General features: G+C 59.7%; 15 protein-coding genes. All 15 read right to left on the bottom strand.

Going from position 1 to position 18,099, the window contains the following annotated elements; translation table 11 throughout:
* Nucleotides 1-22: 22 nt before the first annotated feature.
* Complete coding sequence (frr, locus tag JJ917_04970; protein MBO6698166.1) at nucleotides 23-574, bottom strand: ribosome recycling factor; 552 nt, start codon at nucleotides 572-574, stop codon at nucleotides 23-25.
* Between the two features lie 98 nt (nucleotides 575-672).
* Nucleotides 673-1,389 (bottom strand): UMP kinase, encoded by a 717-nt coding sequence (locus JJ917_04975; protein ID MBO6698167.1) that lies wholly within the window; start codon nucleotides 1,387-1,389, stop codon nucleotides 673-675.
* Nucleotides 1,390-1,494: 105 nt separating this feature from the next.
* Nucleotides 1,495-2,421 (bottom strand): elongation factor Ts, encoded by a 927-nt coding sequence (locus JJ917_04980; protein MBO6698168.1) that lies wholly within the window; start codon nucleotides 2,419-2,421, stop codon nucleotides 1,495-1,497.
* Between the two features lie 246 nt (nucleotides 2,422-2,667).
* The gene (gene rpsB, locus JJ917_04985) at nucleotides 2,668-3,540 is read right to left on the bottom strand and encodes a 30S ribosomal protein S2 (protein MBO6698169.1); all 873 of its coding nucleotides are present in this window, start codon (nucleotides 3,538-3,540) and stop codon (nucleotides 2,668-2,670) included.
* Between the two features lie 199 nt (nucleotides 3,541-3,739).
* Entirely contained in the window at nucleotides 3,740-7,279 is a 3,540-nt protein-coding gene (dnaE, locus tag JJ917_04990; protein ID MBO6698170.1) for a DNA polymerase III subunit alpha, read from the bottom strand.
* A 330-nt stretch (nucleotides 7,280-7,609) separates the two neighbouring features.
* Nucleotides 7,610-8,314, bottom strand: coding sequence for an ABC transporter ATP-binding protein (locus JJ917_04995; protein MBO6698171.1), 705 nt, complete (start codon nucleotides 8,312-8,314; stop codon nucleotides 7,610-7,612).
* Nucleotides 8,307-9,545 (bottom strand): lipoprotein-releasing ABC transporter permease subunit, encoded by a 1,239-nt coding sequence (locus JJ917_05000; protein ID MBO6698172.1) that lies wholly within the window; start codon nucleotides 9,543-9,545, stop codon nucleotides 8,307-8,309. The genes JJ917_04995 and JJ917_05000 overlap by 8 nt, the downstream gene beginning before the upstream one ends.
* Before the next feature lie 221 nt (nucleotides 9,546-9,766).
* Nucleotides 9,767-11,089, bottom strand: coding sequence for a proline--tRNA ligase (locus JJ917_05005; protein ID MBO6698173.1), 1,323 nt, complete (start codon nucleotides 11,087-11,089; stop codon nucleotides 9,767-9,769).
* A 115-nt stretch (nucleotides 11,090-11,204) separates the two neighbouring features.
* Nucleotides 11,205-11,531: a hypothetical protein gene (locus tag JJ917_05010; protein MBO6698174.1), complete on the bottom strand. Its 327-nt coding sequence runs from the start codon at nucleotides 11,529-11,531 to the stop codon at nucleotides 11,205-11,207.
* A gap of 471 nt (nucleotides 11,532-12,002) precedes the next feature.
* Complete coding sequence (locus JJ917_05015) at nucleotides 12,003-12,263, bottom strand: DUF1467 family protein (protein MBO6698175.1); 261 nt, start codon at nucleotides 12,261-12,263, stop codon at nucleotides 12,003-12,005.
* A gap of 3 nt (nucleotides 12,264-12,266) precedes the next feature.
* Nucleotides 12,267-12,671: a methylmalonyl-CoA epimerase gene (mce, locus tag JJ917_05020; protein MBO6698176.1), complete on the bottom strand. Its 405-nt coding sequence runs from the start codon at nucleotides 12,669-12,671 to the stop codon at nucleotides 12,267-12,269.
* A complete protein-coding gene (locus tag JJ917_05025) occupies nucleotides 12,671-14,350 on the bottom strand; it encodes a ribonuclease J (protein MBO6698177.1) in 1,680 nt (559 codons plus the stop codon). Before JJ917_05025 ends, mce begins: the two co-directional genes overlap by 1 nt.
* 41 nt (nucleotides 14,351-14,391) lie before the next feature.
* On the bottom strand, nucleotides 14,392-15,120 hold the full coding sequence (locus tag JJ917_05030) for a biotin--[acetyl-CoA-carboxylase] ligase (GenBank protein ID MBO6698178.1): 729 nt from the start codon (nucleotides 15,118-15,120) through the stop codon (nucleotides 14,392-14,394).
* 16 nt (nucleotides 15,121-15,136) lie between these two features.
* Nucleotides 15,137-16,570, bottom strand: a complete 1,434-nt coding sequence (gene nuoN, locus JJ917_05035; GenBank protein ID MBO6698179.1) for an NADH-quinone oxidoreductase subunit NuoN — start codon at nucleotides 16,568-16,570, stop codon at nucleotides 15,137-15,139.
* A gap of 15 nt (nucleotides 16,571-16,585) precedes the next feature.
* A complete protein-coding gene (locus tag JJ917_05040; protein ID MBO6698180.1) occupies nucleotides 16,586-18,097 on the bottom strand; it encodes an NADH-quinone oxidoreductase subunit M in 1,512 nt (503 codons plus the stop codon).
* Nucleotides 18,098-18,099: the final 2 nt, after the last annotated feature.

An 18,099-nucleotide genomic window follows, 5' to 3' on the forward strand; every position in this document is an offset into this window, starting at 1 on the left:
GCATCGACCAGATGGCAGGCATCTAGATCTGCATGATCTCCGTTTCTTTGGATGCGAGCATCTTGTCGACCTCGCCAACAAAACGATCCGTCAGTTTTTGCACCTGATCAGATTTGCTGCGGACATCATCCTCGGAAAGTCCGTCAGCTTTCTTAATGCTGTCCAAACCGTCGCGGCGAACGTGGCGGATGGCGATCCGAGCCTGCTCGGCATATTTTTGGGCGACCTTGGTCAATTCGGTCCGACGTTCTTCGTTGAGCTCGGGGATGGGAAGGCGAATATTGGTGCCATCCACCACCGGATTGAGGCCTAGATTCGACTGCCGTATGGCCTTTTCGACCGCAATTAAGGTGCCTTTGTCCCAAACGTTGATCGAAATCATGCGCGGTTCTGGCACGCTGACCGTAGCCACCTGGGTCATCGGCATCATGCTGCCATAGGCCTCGACCATGATTGGTTCGACCAAGCTGGAAGACGCTCGACCGGTGCGCAAACCACCAAACTCAGATTTGAGGCTTGCCACCGCCCCCTGCATGCGCCGTTCAAGGTCGCCAAGATCGATCTCTTCACTCATCGTTTTCACCTATACGCAGGGTTTGATAGACAGGCGGTGGAGGGGCAGGACAACCGCCGGGCACGCTGTAACGCTTTTTTCTGCTCCGTGTCACGCCATTAAGGCGTGATCCGCGAGCCAACATCTTCACCTGCCACAACGCCGCTGAGCGCACCTGGCTGATGAATCGAAAACACGACAATGGGTAGAGCGTTATCGCGCGCCAGGGCAAGGGCAGCGGTGTCCATCACCTGCAACCCTTTGGCTAAGGCCTCATCGAGGGTCAGTTTGGCATAGCGCGTAGCGCTCGGGTCCTTTTTCGGATCGGCGCTGTAAACACCGTCAACCTGTGTCGCCTTCAACACGGCATCGGCACCAATCTCAGCCGCTCGCAAGGCGGCGCCCGTGTCGGTGGTGAAAAACGGACTACCCGTGCCACCGGCCAAGACAACGACTTCGCCGGCATCAAGGGCGGCGGTGACGGCGCGCTGGGAAAAGGTCTCGCACATAGTGGGCGCAGGGAAACCAGAGAAAAGGTTGGCCTTTGCGCCCGCCTCGCGGATCGCCTCGCGCATCGCAATGCCGTTAATGAGCGTGCCAAGCATGCCCATATGGTCGCCGGCAACACGGTCTCCGCCTTCGGCGGCCATGCGTGCGCCGCGAATGATGTTGCCGCCACCGACAACGATCGCCAGCTGCGCACCTTTGCTGGCGCAATCGGCTATTTCACCGGCAATGCGCTTCATCGTCGCTGCATCATGGCCAAAGCCTTGCGAGCCGGCCAGCGCCTCGCCGGACAATTTCAGCAGATAACGGGGAGCAGAATCAGCCACCATTGACCCTTTTCATAAGCGCGCTCCGGATACAGCAAGGGTGCCGCGCTGTCACGCGGCACCCCATTAGTTCAAGCTTACGGCCGTAACGACACGTCGCCCCGCTGGTTAGCCTTGAGCGACGGCTGCCACTTCAGCGGCGAAGTTGGCTTCTTCCTTCTCGATACCATCACCAAGCTTGAAGAGCGCGAACGCGGTCATATTGATCGGCGCGCCGACATCGCCCTCGGCATCTTTGATCGCCTGGGCAACAGTCACGTCCGGGTTCATGACGAAGGACTGGTTCAGGAGAACGCTTTCTTCGAAGAACTTACGGATGCGGCCTTCGACCATCTTCTCGATGATGTTTTCCGGCTTGCCCGACTCGCGTGCCTGCTCGGAAAACACGTGACGCTCGCGCTCCACGACCGCTGGGTCCATGTCGTCAACCGACAGCGACAATGGCGTGGTGGCGGCGACGTGCATCGCAACCTGACGACCGATGCCGGCCAGCGCTTCCTGGTTGCCTGACGACTCCATCGCGACCAGCACACCGATCTTGCCAAGTCCCGGCGCGACAGCGGAGTGCACGTAACTTGCGACCACGCCTTCGTTCACCGAAAGCTTGGCGACACGGCGCAGGTTCATGTTCTCGCCAATGGTGGCAACGGCATCCTTGATGCTGGCTTCGACCGTTTTGTCCGAACCATCGAGCGTTGCTGCCTGCACAGCATCAACCGAACCGTCGGTGCCGAGGGCCGTTTTAGCAACGCCCATCACCAGGCCCTGAAACTGCTCGTTGCGGGCAACAAAGTCGGTTTCGGAGTTGAGCTCGATCATCGCAGCCTGCTTGCCATCGGCAAACAAACCAACAAGACCTTCGGCCGCAACGCGGCTTGCCTTCTTGGCAGCGCGGGCAAGGCCTTTGGTGCGCAGGTAATCAACAGCGGCTTCCATGTCGCCGCCGGTTTCCACCAACGCGGCCTTACAATCCATCATGCCTGCGCCTGTGGTTTCGCGCAGTTCTTTCACGGCGGCTGCGGTGATTGCGGCCATTGGTCTGATCTCCTATCAACTGTGTCGTTGCTGGCTGGTACACGGCTCCAGTGGAACCTTTGCGCCGAGCCGCATTCCTGTGCGGGTGGACTTGCCGATCAACGATGACACATCAGTGTCAACGCGGGGGCATGCACCATCTCGCGATTTGGCTGGGTTTTGCGGCGTGAGCAGCATGTATGGGTATGCAGCTCACAACCTTCAAGCGTTGGCCAAACGGGCCTCTGCCATGCGTTCAGCGCTGAACTAAGCGCTGGGCTTTTCTTCAGCGGGCGCTTCGGCTGTGGCTTCAGCCGCAGCAGCTTCCTCAGCCACGGGTGCGGCCTCTTCAGCGGCAGCCTCAGCTGGCGCTTCTTCAGCAGCTACTTCTTCCAAAGCCGGCTCAACCGGCGTTTCTTCCGTCGCGCCCAGATCGATGCCCATGCCGGTTTTGTTGCGACCGATGCCGTCAAGTGCGGCGCGCGAAATCAGATCGCAAAACAGCGCCACCGATCGGCCCGCATCATCATTGCCGGGGATCGGGAAGGTGATGCCGTCGGGGTTGCAGTTGGTGTCAACAACGGCAACCACCGGGATACCCAAGCGATTGGCTTCCTTGATAGCAATCGACTCTTTGTTGGTGTCGATCACAAACATCATGGAGGGCAGGCCCGGCATGTTCTTGATACCACCAAGCGCGCGCTCAAGTTTGTCGCGCTCACGGGTGCGCAGCAGGCGCTCTTTCTTGGTAAGACCCGACTCAGGGTTGGCCAGAATCTCTTCCAGATGCTTCAAGCGCTTGATCGAATTGGAAATCGTGTTCCAGTTGGTCAGCATGCCGCCGAGCCAGCGGGAATTTACATAATACTGAGCGCAATTGCGCGCCGCTTCAGCGATCGGCTCAGCAGCCTGGCGCTTGGTGCCGACGAAAAGAATGCGGCCACCATCGGCCAGCACATCGGAAACCGCCTGCAGCGCGCGCTGCAACATCGGAGCGGTCTGACCAAGATCGAGAATGTGGACGCCGTTACGCTCACCGAAAATGTAGGTCCCCATACGTGGGTTCCAGCGGTGGGTTTGGTGTCCAAAATGGGCGCCAGCTTCCAGAAGCTGACGCATGGTGAAGGCAGGAAGTGCCATGCGGAATATCCTCTTTTCCGGTTTAACCTAGCGCACCGTTGGGCCATCACTCAGGCAAGAACCTGAAGCCCACCGGATGGTCGATCAACTGCCATCGACCGGTCGGTGCGTGTGGAATGAAGGGGCGCTTAGCGGGTTTTGCAGTGCAAAGCAAGCATAACCGGCTGGCAGGGACGAATGGCGGCAAACACCTGCTTGGCTAAACCAGCTCGGCGTGCTCGACGCCTTGCAAGGCGCGAATAGCTCCGGCGAGTGCCGGGGTTACGGCATAGGAGCCCGGCAGGGCAATTTCGATCTCCTGCGCGGCTTCGCCATCCATGACAATCACGCTCACCTCGCCGCGCGGCCCAGGCTTGAGATAGGTCGCCAGCGAAGTGACTGTCTGCGGCTCACGCACAAAAACCTGCAATCGCTGCACACTGGATTTCGCGATGTCCTCCAGAAGCTCGATGGCGGTGATGCGCAAGCGCAAATCGCCATCATTCATCCGCCCGGCAACGCTGAGCAATAAGGACCGCCCAACCTTCACATGGGCGCGTACGTCGCCAATCTGCTCCTCATAGGCGGCCACCTCGTAAAGCCCGGAATGATCGGTGAGTTTGATGATCGCCATGGCCCGGCCATCGCGGGTGCGACGCTCATAACTGTCTGAGACGGTGCCCGCGAGGCGGGTGGCATGCATCGGGCCTTTGCGTTCGCGACCATTGGTACTGGCGACCGGCATCTCATCGTCATCGGGGCTGGCATTGCTCACGCCGGCCAAAAACTCGCCATAGGTCTGAATGCGCAGTCGCTTGAGCACCTGTTCGTAATCGTCCAGCGGATGGGCGGAAAAGAAGAAGCCCAGGGCATTGAGTTCGTTCTGCAGGCGCTCGGCCAACGGCCATTCATTGCCCGCCACGACCAAATCGGTCTGGTCGGCTGGTGCATCGCCGAACAAGCCGCCCTGCCCTGAGGCACGATCCTCATGGCGACTGGCCGCTTCGGCCATCAACCGATCAACGGAATGGGTGAGGCGCGCGCGCGATCCGTGCAAGCTGTCGAAAACGCCAGCGGCGATCATGTTTTCCAATGAGCGCTTGTTGATGATGCGCGGATTGATGCGGGCCACCACATCGTCCAGGGAGGCGAACGTTCCGTTGGTCTGGCGAATTTCGGCGATGTGGTCGGCAACGCCCTCACCAACGCCCTTGATGGCGCAAAGCGCATAATCGATGGCGCCATCACGCACCGAGAAACGCGCCAAACCATGATTGATCGATGGCGGGTTGACGGTGATGCCACGTTTGATCGCGTCCTGGCGAAAGTCAGCCAGTTTTTCGGTATTGGTGAGATCGTAGGTCATCGACGCGGCGAGGAACTCAACGGGGTAATTCGCCTTCAAATAGGCCGTTTGGTAGGAGACCAGCGCATAGGCGGCGGCGTGGGACTTGTTGAAGCCATAGTCGGCAAATTTTGCCACTTTTTCGAATATGTCGCTGACGACCCGCGCATCCAGACCGCGCTCTTCGGCGCCCTGCAGAAAGCGTGACTTTTGCTTGTCCATCTCCGAGCGGATTTTCTTGCCCATCGCGCGGCGCAGCATGTCGGCTTCGGCGAGCGAAAAGCCTGATAGGACGCGGGCGATTTCCATCACCTGCTCCTGGTAGACAATGATGCCGTGGGTTTCTTTGAGCACCGGTTCCAGCAGCGGGTGCATATAATCCGGCTCTTCATGGCCATGCTTGATGGCGGCGAAGCGCGGAATGTTGCTCATTGGTCCCGGACGGAACAGCGCGACCAGCGCGATAATGTCCTCAAAACGGTCTGGTTTGATGGAGAGCAGCGTGCGCCGCATGCCCGCCGATTCCACCTGGAACACACCGACGGTGTCGGCCTTGGCGTAAAGCTCGTAGGCGGCAGGATCATCGAGCGGGATGGTTTCCAAGTCGATCTCAACGCCGCGTCCTTCCAGCAAGCGCAGCGTTTCTTGAATGATGGAGAGGGTTTTAAGGCCAAGGAAATCGAACTTGACCAGCCCCGCCGGCTCCACCCATTTCATGGAATATTGCGTGACCGGCATGGGTGTGCCGGGCTCTCGATAGATCGGCACCAGCTTGTCGAGCGGACGATCGCCAATCACGACGCCGGCCGCGTGGGTTGAGGCGTGGCGGAACAAGCCTTCTAAGCGCTGCGCGAGATCCAGCAGCTTGGCAACAATCGGCTCATCCTGCGCGGCGGCGCGCAGCGTATCGACCTCTTTCAGGGCTCGGTCGAGCGTATAAGGATCGGCAGGGTTGGCCGGCACCATCTTGCACAGACGATCGACTTGGCCGTAGGGCATTTCGAGCACGCGGCCGACGTCGCGCAGCACCGCGCGGGCCTGCAGCGTTCCAAAGGTGATGATCTGCGCGACGCGATCATGCCCGTAGCGGTCCTGCACATAGGTTATCACTTCATCGCGCCGGTCCTGACAGAAATCGATGTCGAAATCGGGCATCGACACGCGCTCGGGATTCAAGAACCGCTCGAAAAGCAGGCCGAACCGCAGCGGGTCCAGATCGGTGATCGTCAGCGCCCAGGCCACCACGGACCCAGCGCCCGACCCGCGCCCCGGGCCGACTGGAATATCATGCTGTTTGGCCCACTGAATAAAGTCAGCAACGATCAAGAAGTACCCCGGAAACTTCATGCTTGCGATGGTCGAGAGCTCGAATTCCAGACGCTTGTCGTAGTCCTCTCGGGTCGTATTCGGCGCCAGACCGTTGGCTTCCAGGCGGGCATCGAGGCCCGCCTTGGCCATGCGCACCAGTGCTTCGGTTTCCGTTTCTTCGCCATCTGCGTCGTTGCCGGTGGTGAAATGCGGCAGAAGCGGTGGTGATTCTTTCGGGCGGAAGGAGACCCGTTGGGCGATCTCCAGCGTGTTGGCGATGGCCTCAGGGCAATCGGCGAAACGCTTGCGCATTTCCTCTTGGCTGGCAAAGGCATGGCTCGGCGTCAGCCGGCGGCGATCATCTTCGGAAACCAGCCGGCCTTCGGCGATGGCGAGCAGCGCATCGTGCGCTTCGTAATCCTCTTTGCTCGGGAAAAAATTCTCATTGGTGGCAACCAATGGCAGATTGCGCGCATAGGCGAGCGCGATGAGTCCGGCTTCGGTCGCTTTTTCCTGCTCCATGCCGTGGCGTTGAAGCTCGACGTAAAGTCGGTCTCCAAAGACACCCTGCAACTGATCAAGGCGCCGCTCGGCCGCTTCCTTGTCGTCTTGCCAAAGCGCCTCGCCAATAGGTCCGTGGGCTCCTCCGGTGAGCGCGATCAATCCGTGATGGGCGTCTGACAGTTGGTCGACGGTCAGCGAAGGACCGCCATTGGCCACGTCCTCATAGGCGAGCGAGGCAAGCGCCAGCAGATTGCCGAACCCTGCTTCGTTCATGGCGATCAGGACAATGGCGGGCAATGTGTGTGCGGCATGGCCCTTGCCGGCCGGCTTGCCACCCATGCGACCACCGCCGCTTTCCTCCTCACCGTCGAAGAGCACTGGAATTTGCAAACCGATGATCGGCTGCATGCCCGCCTTGGCCGCTTTTTCGGAGAATTCGAGGGCGCCGAACAGATTGTTGGTGTCGGTGATGGCGACGGCAGGCTGTCCATCGGCCTTGGCAAGCGCAATGAGCTTGGGCACCTGCAACGCACCCTCAAGCAGCGAATAGGCCGAATGGGATCGTAAATGGATGAAGGGCTGGTCGGCTGCCGCGAAGCTCATGCGCCCTCGCCTCTCGCTGTTGGGACTCAGCCTCTCACGCTAAGGACAGCGAAGTGGTGGCGAAAGGGGGCACGTGCGTAAGGCTTGGTTATGCACAGGCCCGAGTGACGTGCTTACCCAAGCGCACGGGTCGGTCTCCGGCCAAGTCTGTCGATTGGCCAAACTCAAGCGATAATGCCGACCGAAACCACCAGCAGAGCGATGACCAATAGCGCGCAGCTTTCTTTCAAGACGATCATGTTCAACTCCCTACACAAGAACATGAAGGGAACTTAGTTCCTCTTTTGTTCTTACGTCAAGTGTTGAATCGCAATGAAGGAGCTGCGGGCGCTAAGCGGCTGATTCGATGGGTTCTTTGGGCACGACCCTGCCCTGATCTAGCGTGATGATACGATCGGCCCGCGCGGCCAGCGCCAGATTGTGGGTCGCGATCAGCGCCGAGACGCCCGCTGCACGAACAAGCGCCAAAAGAACCTGAAAAACGTGATCCGAGGTGCCGGGGTCGAGATTGCCAGTTGGTTCGTCGGCCAAAAGCAAACCCGGCGCATTGGCCATGGCGCGGGCGATGGCGACGCGCTGTTGCTCACCGCCGGAAAGCTCTGCCGGGCGATGCGTCGCACGCGGACCAATATGCAAATAGTCGAGAAGCTCCATCGCGCGATCACGGGCAGTTGCTTTGTCGAGGCCCGCGATAAGCTGCGGCATCATCACGTTTTCCAGCGCATCGAACTCTGGCAACAGATGATGAAATTGGTAGACAAAGCCGATCTCCTGGCCGCGCAGACTGGAAAGGCCCGTATCATCGAGGCCGGTGGTGTCTTGCCCGTTGATCAGCACCGTGCCGCTGTCAGGACGGTCCAGCAGGCCGCAAATGTGCAGCAGCGTCGATTTCCCAGCACCGGATGGCGCGACGAGCGCAACCAGCTCGCCTGGATGCACGGCAAAATCGGTGTTCGTCAGAATATCAAGGCGCGCTTCGCCGGTCTGAAAGCCGCGCGAGACACTGTGCAATTGAAGTCGGGGCACATCACTCATAGCGCAGCGCCTCGACCGGATCGAGTTTGGCGGCGCGCCAGGCGGGGTAGAGCGTTGCCAACAGCGACAGTGCGAGCGCGATCAAGAGAATGGCGACCGTTTCCATCGGGTCCATATCGGCGGGCAGCCGCGAGAGATAGTAAAGCTCCGGCGAAAACAGCTCGGTGCGCGTCAGCGTTGAGATCAATTGGCGGATGTTTTCTGCATTGAGGCAAATGATCGTGCCCAGCACAAAGCCGCAGGCTGTGCCGACAAGCCCGATGCTTGCGCCGGTCATAACGAACACGCGCATGATCGCACCGCGCGAGGCGCCCATGGTGCGCAGGATCGCGATGTCGCGGCCCTTATCCTTCACCAGCATGATCATGCCGGACACCACATTGAGTGCCGCGACGAGCACGATCATGGTGAGGATGAGGAACATCACGTTGCGCTCCACCTCGAGCGCGGCGAAAAAGGTCAGGTTGCGCTGGCGCCAATCGACGCTGAACAGCGAACGCTCGGCAGCCGCCTCGATGGTCGCGCGCATCTCGCCAATGGCATCAGGGTCTTCAACATAGACATCGACGCCCGACACCGTGGTGCCCATGTTGAAATAAGCCTGCGCCTCGTTGAGCGGCATGAACACGAACACCAGATCATATTCCGACATGCCGATCTCAAAGATCGCCTGGACCTCATAGGCCTTGATGCGCGGCGTGACGCCAAACGGCGTCACCGAGCCGCGCGGGGTTACGATGGTGACGCTGTCGCCGACGGCCACGCCGAGTTGGGACGCCAAGCGCGAACCGATGATGATTGTCTCGCCGGTCTCGCCTTCGGGCGGATCAAAACCGTCCAGAGTGCCGCCGCGCAGTGATTGCGCCAGAGCCGGCAGTGAGAGCAAATCATTCTCACTCATCCCACGCACCACGACGCCATTGCTGGCGTTGGCGCCCGAGGCCAGCGCCTGGCCCTCGACGAATGGAACCGCGATCTCAACGCCATCAACACCGGTCACACGGGTCTGGACGTCACGATAATCGTCGAAAGGCCGGTCCACGGCCTGCAAAACCAGATGGCCGTTGATGCCGAGAATCTTGTCCAAAAGCTCAGCACGAAAGCCGTTCATCACCGCCATTACGACGATGAGCGTCGCAACGCCGAGCATGATGCCAAGGAACGAGAAGCCGGCAATGACGGAGATGAAGGTTTCCTTGCGCCGGGCGCGCAGGTAGCGCAGCGCGATCATCCGTTCAAAGCGGGAGAATGGCCCGGTTTTTGGGGGCTTGTCAGCCGCGCCATCGCTGGTCACACCGCTTTGATCGGTCACACTCACCAAGTCTCTCTCCTCCTGCGCGAGGTGTGGCACGATTCGCCACCGGTCGGCGAGCGCGCCCGCCGGACCCTTTCGGTTCTGTCCTTAGCGTGGGAAACCAAGGCCAAAGTGAGGTGAAAAGAAGCGGTTTTCGATCAGGATGCCGTGAGCGCGTTCACCGCCGCATCTGGGCCCATCATGGAGCGCTCGCCGGTCCTCCGGTCCTTGACCTCTATCTCGCCTGATTTCAGCCCTTTGGGGCCGACGATGATCTGTTTGGGCAGTCCAATCAGATCCATCTGGGCGAATTTGGCGCCGCCGCGCGCATCGGTGTCGTCGTAAAGCACGTCGACGCCGGCCTTGCCGAGCTGCGCTTCCAGATCAGCACAAGCCGCATCGCAGGCCTCATCGCCGGCGCGCATATTGATCAAACCGACATCGAAAGGCGCGACGGAGGCCGGCCAGATGATGCCATCATCATCGTGCGAGGCTTCAATGATAGCAGGCACAAGGCGGCTTGGGCCGATACCGTAAGACCCCATTTCCACCGGCACGTCCTTGCCATCGGGGCCGGTGACAACCGCGCCCATGGGCGCAGAATATTTGGTGCCGAAATAGAAGATGTGTCCGACCTCGATGCCGCGCGCTGAAACGCGTCGATCCTCAGGAACCTTGGCTTCAAAAGCGGCCTGGTCGTGCATTTCGTCAGTGGCCGCGTAGGGCTCAAGGAACGGCGCAACCAGGCCGGAAAGATCGCCGGAGAAGTCTGTGTCCTCGGCGGGAATCGGCAGTTCAAGCATCGCCTTGTCGCAGAACACTTCGCTCTCGCCGGTGTCGGCCAGAATGATAAACTCGTGGCTGAGATCACCGCCGATCGGCCCAGTGTCGGCCCGCATCGGGACGCTTGTCAGTCCCATCCGCGAGAAGGTGCGCAGATAAGCGACAAACATGCGGTAATAGGCGCGTCGTGCAGCCTCAGGATCCAGATCGAACGAATAGGCATCCTTCATCAGGAACTCGCGCGAGCGCATGGTGCCGAAGCGCGGCCGCACCTCGTCACGCACCTTCCATTGGATGTGGTAGAGGTTAAGCGGCAAATCCTTGTAGGAGCGCACACCGGATTTGAAGATCGCGGTTATCATCTCTTCATTTGTCGGGCCATAGAGCATCGGGCGATCATGGCGATCGGTGATACGCAGCATTTCTTGCCCATAGGCATCGTAGCGCCCGGATTCGATCCAAAGATCGGCAGGCTGAAGCGTCGGCATCAGCACTTCGATGGCGCCGGAGCGATCCTGCTCCTCGCGGACGATCGTGCAGATCTTATCGAGCACACGCTTGCCGAGTGGCAGCCACGAGTAGATGCCAGCGGCCTCTTGGCGGATCATGCCGGCGCGCAGCATCAGACGGTGCGAAACGATCTCCGCTTCACGGGGCGTTTCTTTCAATGTCGGCAGAAAATAGCGCGACAGGCGCATGGCAGGCCTCATCAGTCTGGGAATTAGGGCATTGGACGCTTAGGTGCGCTTGCGCATGTGCATGAAAGGCGGCAGCTATGGCAAGGCCAGATATGCTGCAGTGGGCCGACGAAGGCTAGCAGGGATGGTTCTGCGTTATCGTCAGAGTGGCGCCGCCGCTCTCCGTTTGGATCGAAAGCCCCTGGCGGCGCAGACGCAGCCTGGTTTCTTCCTCCCAGCCATAAACCTCTTGGATATGCGCCAACGCACCCACATCAGCTGGCAGACCAAGACGCACCGTTCGCACTGTGGCGTGCGGAATCACAACCGGTGCACTCTGGTTGGTGCAAGATAGATGGTGGCGGTTGCTGAGCGAATCAGCGGCGCTGATTCCAGCCGATGCCATAAGCATCGCGGTCATGATCGAAAGGGAGATCGGAAATTTTCGGAAACTTTGAGCCATGGTCCTTTTCTAGCATAGCCCAAACCGATTGCGTGGATGCGTTTGCAACGCGGTAAACGTTGCGCAGACGGCAAACATAGACCCGATTTTGTCCGTTGACTCATGGTTAGCTACGTAAATTTACGCAAGGTCTACAGGCGTTACGAGTAATCAACGGCATGTCGCGTATTTGTTGTGCAGCGCAGCACATTTTTTACGTGACACCCAACGGGAAAAACGCCTACAAAGTGGCCATAAGCGGTGCCAAACCGCACAAAACAATGCCAGTGGCTCAAGTCTCGGGGGGAGACGCGGGGTTTATTGGATTACTGCAGGCAGGATCGAAAGATCCTGCCTTTTTATTTGGCAGATCAAAACCTTATCATAATCTCTGAAAGCGGTTTCGAGGCGCCAACAGCGCACGCTCGCCTAATGGCAATGCGCTGCCTCATCTCATTCTTTACATGAAGAAATTGCCGTAACTTATTGATATTAAACGTTCGGCAGTGGAACATCCATGATCGATAGGCCCGAATAGACCAGCAGCCAGTAAATGAAGGCGAAGACCAGGCTGGCCAGGACTGTGTTGCGGATCGCAATTTTCAAGAACGACGTCTTCTCAGGAGCGCTCGCCGGAGCGCCCGGAACCACGTCACCTGCTTCCGCTTGCGTGCGCACGCCGAATGGTAAGACGGCAAACAGCGTTACCCACCAGACAACGAAATAGATCGCAATGGCGCTGCCAAGGCTCATCGCTCAGACCTCTTCCAGTTCGATCAAGGTTCCGTTGAAATCCTTCGGATGCAGGAAAAGCACCGGCTTGCCGTGCGCGCCGATTTTTGGCTCGCCGGAGCCAAGCACCCTCGCCCCATCGGCCTTCAGCTTGTCGCGCGCGGCCATGATGTCATCGACCTCGAAACACATGTGGTGAATGCCGCCCGATGGGCTTCGATCGAGAAATGCTTGAATGGGTGAATTCTCACCAAGCGGCTCCAACAGCTCCACCTTGGTGTTGGGCAGTTCGATGAAGACCACGGTCACGCCGTGATCGGGCTCGGCCTGTGGCTCGGACACCGTCGCGCCAAGCTGATCGCGGTAGAGCGCGGTCGCGGCGGCAAGGTTCGGCACAGCAATGGCAACATGATTCAGGCGTCCGATCATCAGGTCGCGTCCTTATCGATCAACAGTGCGTGCACATGTACCACAGGGCGTTTACCCCAGGCTTCGCGCACTTTGCCGCGCACTGATTTGCGCAAGCTCTCCGACACGCTGTCGACATCACGCCGCCGGGCCATGGGCAGCGCGCGCAGCGCTTGGCTTGTGGCGTTAAGGACGAAGCTGTCGGCGTCCTCATCATCGAGTTGATCGGGCAGACCATCGACGATCACTTCAATATCGCTCACCAGCTTACCTGCGCCCGATAGGCCGAGGGCGATGGTGATCACGCCGACCTCGGCCAGGGTGCGGCGCTCATAGACGCCGCTGTCGCCTGGCAAGGTGAGCAGATTGCCGTCCTTGACGTAGAAGCCCTGCTCAATTCCATCGACGATATCGGCACCATCGGCGCGGATCTCCAGAATGTCGCCATCATTGATGATGGTCACGCCATAACCGTGCTCTTTGGCAAGCTTGGCATGGGCGTTCATATGACGGGCCTCACCATGCACCGGCACAATGGTTGTCGGTTTCAGCGCCGAATAGAGATGCACAAGCTCGCCGCGTCGCGGATGGCCAGAAACGTGGATGGGGGCGTCGGCATCCGTGATGATCTTGATGCCGGTAGCCGCCAGCTTGTTCATGATGCGCAGCACGCCGCGCTCATTGCCCGGGATGATGCGCGAGGAAAACACCACTGTGTCGCCACGCGTCAGCGAGAGATGCGGATGATCGTGTTCAGCGGTACGCGACAGAGCGGCGCGCTCCTCGCCCTGTGACCCGGTCAGCAGGATCAACGCCTTGTTGCGGGCGATCCGGTCAAAGCTGCGCATATCCTCAATCGGCGGCAGGTCGGTGAGGATGCCAAGATCAACGCCGACACCAATCACCCGTTGAAGCGCCCTGCCCGCGAGCACCACCGTGCGGCCAGCGTCGCGGGCGCCATCCAGAATGGATTTGATGCGCGCCATATTGGAGGAGAAGAGCGTCACGCAAACGCGCTGCTCGGCTTCCTTGATCACTTTGGCGAGCGCCTTGCCGACTTCGGCTTCAGTTGGGCTTTCACCGTCGCGCATGGCGTTGGTGCTGTCGCCCATCACCGCATCGATAGGTCCGGCGTCGCGGAAAGCCTTGAAATCGGCCAAAGACGTCGGTTCGCCAATGATCGGCTCGGCGTCGAGTTTCCAATCGCCGGTGTGCACAACGCGGCGGTCGCCGGCCTCAATCATAAGCGAGTGGCTTTCCGGGATCGAGTGCGAAACCGGCACCGCCGTGATCGTGAAATCACCGACAGTGAACGGCGCGCGCGGCTCAAAGCGTTTGAAGTCGATGGCCTTGAAAACCTGATCAGACGGATTCTTGGCCTCCAGCAGCGCCTCGGCGAATTGGCTGATATAGACCGGTGCTTGCAAGTGCGGCCACAGCGTCAACAGCGCACCGATGTGATCCTCGTGCCCATGGGTGATGATGATCCCATCCAGCTTATCGCGGCGCGTCTCGATGTAGCTGATGTCGGGCGTGATCAGATCGATGCCCGGCAGATCCGGCCCGGCGAACGACACGCCGCAATCGACCATGATGAAGCGGCGACCTTTGCCAGACCCATAGCCGTAAAGGGCCAAATTCATGCCGATTTCGCCCACGCCGCCCAGCGGCATGAATGTGAAGGAGGGAGCTTTGCTCATGATGGCTCTTTGTTTGCGGCCAGGCGCGCGGGACTGGCGGCTTATTGGGGCTTGATGACGATATCGCCGGTGCGGATGGCGCGCATGGCGCCTGAATCCAGCCGTACCATCAAGGCACCGTCGGTTGCCAGATGGTCGAAGGTTCCGTGCAACGTTTCCTCGCCCATCCGCACCGAAATTGGCGATCCGACCCCGGTTGCGCGCTGGGTCCATGCCGGGATGATGGCCTGAGGCGTGCGCTCCAATTGCATGAGCGTTCCCGACAAGGTTTCTCGCAAAGCGGCAAACACCTCACCAGGAGTCGCGATTGCCCCCTGACCGGCAAGATGGGCGACCGCGCGCCCAGCGATTTCTGGCGCGTGCTCGACATTGATGCCGATGCCGATGGCAATCAGCGGTGCCTGACCGGTTTGGGTCTTCTGCTCAATGAGAATGCCAGATGTCTTGGCCCCACCGATCAGCACATCGTTGGGCCATTTCAGGCTGATCGCCACGCGACGGTCTTCCGGCAACAACCTGGCAATCGCCTGATAGACTGCCAGTGAAACCGCGAACGGCAGGAGCTGCAGATCAGCCGGTGGCGGCGTGACGTAGGTGGAATAGAGGTTGCCGGGCTTGGACACCCAGTGGCGGTCCATGCGCCCGCGCCCTTGCGTTTGCTCGTCGGCTGTCAGCCAGAAGGGCGCAGCTTCGCCCTGACCGACCATGGACCATGCTTCACTGAGCGTTGAGCCAACGCTGGCGAGATGAAAATGCGGCGTGGTGGGCAAGGTCCAGGGACGAGCGCTAGAACAGGCTTGCTGCTGCGCGGTCTGCCCAGGTCGTCAAGGGACCAGCGACGAACACGAAGAAGATCACGAACAGGCCCGATGCCCAGGTCACCGTGCGCAGTTCAATCGCTGCCGGGATAAAGCCTTCCACGGGCTCATCGAAATACATGATCTTGATGATGCGCAGATAATAGACCGCGCCGACAACGCTAGCGAGCACACCGATGACGGCAAGCACGTAAAGCTCCGCTTCGATGGCGGCCAGGAACACGAAATATTTGGCAAAGAAGCCGGCGAGCGGCGGAATACCGGCCAGCGAGAACAGAAGCATCGCGAGGAAGAAGGCCTGCAGCGGGTTGGTCTTGGAAAGGCCAGCGAGTTCATCGATCTCTTCGACCATGCCGCCTGCCCGTCGCATGGACAGGATGATCGCAAAGGCGCCGAGCGTCATCGCGGCGTAGATCGCCATATAGATCACGACGCCTTGCACCCCAGCTTGCGTCCCGGCGGCAAGGCCAACCAACGCAAAGCCCATGTGACCGATGGAGGAGTAGGCCATCAGGCGCTTGATGTTGCGCTGACCGATGGCGGCAAAAGCACCGAGCACCATCGATGCGATGGCAACGAAGGTCAGAACCTGCTGCCACTCGCGGGTTGCCGGTTCGAAGGCATCGACGGCGATGCGCACCAGCAGCGCCATGGCGGCGATTTTTGGTGCTGCGGCGAAGAAGGCCGTGATCGGTGTCGGCGAGCCTTCATAAACGTCCGGCGTCCACATGTGGAATGGCACGGCAGAAATCTTGAAGACGAGGCCAGCGAGGATAAACACCAGGCCAAAGATCACGCCCGTCGAGACACCGCCTGCTTGCAACGTGTCGGCGATTGGGCCGAACTCGGTGTGGCCGGTGAAGCCGTAGACCAGCGAGGCACCGTAGAGCAGCATGCCCGACGACAGCGCGCCGAGCACGAAATATTTGAGGCCAGCCTCAGAGGCGCGGGTGGAATCGCGGTTGATGGCGGCCGTGACGTAGAGCGCCAACGACATCAGTTCCAGGCCAAGGTAGAGCGCGATGAGCGTGGTGGCCGAGACCATCATGCCCATGCCAAGCGTGGCGAGCACGATCAATACTGGCAGCTCAAACCGGCCATAGCCTTCGCGCTGGACGAAATCGACGCCCAGCGACAGCGCGATGGCCGCCGCCGCGAAGATCAGGATCTTCATGGTGCGCGCGAACTCATCCATCACGAACGCGCCATTCATGGTCATGCCGGCCGGCGCCAAGATCGTCAGCACCAGCGCCACGATGAACAGACCGATGGCAAGCCCGGTGATCAAATTGGTGCTGTCGGCTTTGCGGAACGCGCCAAGCATCAGCATCACCATGGCACCGATGGCCAGAATAATTTCCGGCAGCGCTGGCATCAGGTTTGGAAGATCAGGCTGAAGCATGGGGTTCTCGAAGATCTATTGTGTGGCGGCCATGTTGAGCGCGTCTGCCGCCTGCAGAGCCTGCTCAACGCCGGTGACCATGTTGGCGACCGATGCCGCTGTGACATCATTGATCGGCGAGGGATAGACGCCGAAGAAAATCGTAAGAAGCACCAGGGGAACAAGCACGATTAGTTCGCGGGCGTTCACATCGGTGATGGTTTTCAAATTCTCTTTTTCCAGCGGACCAAAGATCACCTGACGGTAGAGCCAAAGCGCGTAACCTGCCGACAGAATGACGCCGGTGGTGGCAAACAGCGCCACCCAGGTATTGGCCTGGAACGCGCCCATCAGCGTCAGGAACTCGCCGACGAACCCGGACGTGCCCGGCAGACCGACATTGGCCATGGTGAAGACCATAAAGATCGCCGCATAAAGCGGCATGCGGTGGACCAAGCCGCCATAGGCCTTGATCTCGCGGGTGTGCATGCGGTCGTAGACAACGCCGACGCACAAGAAGAGCGCGCCTGAAACGATGCCGTGCGAAATCATCTGGAACAGCGCGCCCTGAATGCCCTGCTCGTTGAGCGCGAAGATGCCCATGGTCACGAAGCCCATATGGGCCACCGAGGAATAGGCGATGAGCTTCTTAATGTCCTCCTGCACCATCGCCACCAGCGAGGTGTAGATGATCGCAATCACCGACATGGCAAAGACCAGCGGGGCGAACAGCTCGCTCGCCTCGGGGAACATGGGCAGCGAGAAGCGCAGGAAGCCGTAGCCGCCCATCTTCAACAGGATACCGGCCAGGATCACCGACCCTGCTGTCGGCGCTTCCACGTGCGCATCCGGAAGCCAGGTGTGGAACGGCCACATCGGCATCTTCACCGCGAAGGACGCGAAGAAGGCAAGCCACAGCCAGAATTCCATGTTGGCCGGGAAATCATGGGCCAGGAGCTGTTCGATATCGGTCGTGCCAGCGCTCCAGTACATGGCCATGATGGCCAGCAGCATCAGCACCGAGCCGAGCAGCGTGTAGAGGAAAAACTTGAAGGACGCATAGATGCGCCGCTTGCCGCCCCACACACCGATGATGATGAACATCGGAATGAGGCCGCCTTCGAAGAAGATGTAGAAGACGACGATATCGAGCGCGCAGAAGACGCCGATCATCAGCGTTTCGAGCACCAGAAACGCGATCATATATTCTTTCAGGCGCGTCTTGATCGCTGCGCTCGCCAGAATACAGGCCGGCATCAGGAAGGTGGTTAGTATGACGAACAGCATCGAAATGCCGTCCACGCCCATCTTGTAAGTGACTAGGCCGCCGAGCCATTCGCTCTCTTCGACCATCTGGAAGCCCGGGTTGGAGCTATCGAACCCGCCCCAGATGAACAGCGAGACGATGAACGTCACGATGGTCGTGAACAGCGCGATGTTACGGATGTTGCGCTGTGCGATGTCATCATCACCGCGGATCAAAAGGATCAGCGCGACCCCGACAAGCGGCAGGAACGTGACGATGGAAAGGATGGGCCAATCGATCATTG

This window comes from Hyphomicrobiales bacterium (assembly GCA_017642935.1).
In the GTDB taxonomy this organism is placed as follows: domain Bacteria; phylum Pseudomonadota; class Alphaproteobacteria; order Rhizobiales; family MH13; genus MH13.

Bases quoted from the DNA above. Each gene is read 5' to 3' on its own strand.
- dnaE (MBO6698170.1), bottom strand. From the start codon at position 7,279: ATGAGCTTCGCGGCAGCCGACCAGCCCTTCATCCATTTACGATCCCAT.
- JJ917_04980 (MBO6698168.1), bottom strand. From the start codon at position 2,421: ATGGCCGCAATCACCGCAGCCGCCGTGAAAGAACTGCGCGAAACCACA.
- JJ917_04975 (MBO6698167.1), bottom strand. From the start codon at position 1,389: ATGGTGGCTGATTCTGCTCCCCGTTATCTGCTGAAATTGTCCGGCGAG.
- JJ917_04995 (MBO6698171.1), bottom strand. From the start codon at position 8,314: ATGAGTGATGTGCCCCGACTTCAATTGCACAGTGTCTCGCGCGGCTTT.
- frr (MBO6698166.1), bottom strand. From the start codon at position 574: ATGAGTGAAGAGATCGATCTTGGCGACCTTGAACGGCGCATGCAGGGG.
- JJ917_05005 (MBO6698173.1), bottom strand. From the start codon at position 11,089: ATGCGCCTGTCGCGCTATTTTCTGCCGACATTGAAAGAAACGCCCCGT.
- JJ917_05010 (MBO6698174.1), bottom strand. From the start codon at position 11,531: ATGGCTCAAAGTTTCCGAAAATTTCCGATCTCCCTTTCGATCATGACC.
- nuoN (MBO6698179.1), bottom strand. From the start codon at position 16,570: ATGCTTCAGCCTGATCTTCCAAACCTGATGCCAGCGCTGCCGGAAATT.
- rpsB (MBO6698169.1), bottom strand. From the start codon at position 3,540: ATGGCACTTCCTGCCTTCACCATGCGTCAGCTTCTGGAAGCTGGCGCC.
- mce (MBO6698176.1), bottom strand. From the start codon at position 12,671: ATGATCGGACGCCTGAATCATGTTGCCATTGCTGTGCCGAACCTTGCC.
- JJ917_05015 (MBO6698175.1), bottom strand. From the start codon at position 12,263: ATGAGCCTTGGCAGCGCCATTGCGATCTATTTCGTTGTCTGGTGGGTA.
- JJ917_05000 (MBO6698172.1), bottom strand. From the start codon at position 9,545: ATGATCGCGCTGCGCTACCTGCGCGCCCGGCGCAAGGAAACCTTCATC.
- JJ917_05040 (MBO6698180.1), bottom strand. From the start codon at position 18,097: ATGATCGATTGGCCCATCCTTTCCATCGTCACGTTCCTGCCGCTTGTC.
- JJ917_05025 (MBO6698177.1), bottom strand. From the start codon at position 14,350: ATGAGCAAAGCTCCCTCCTTCACATTCATGCCGCTGGGCGGCGTGGGC.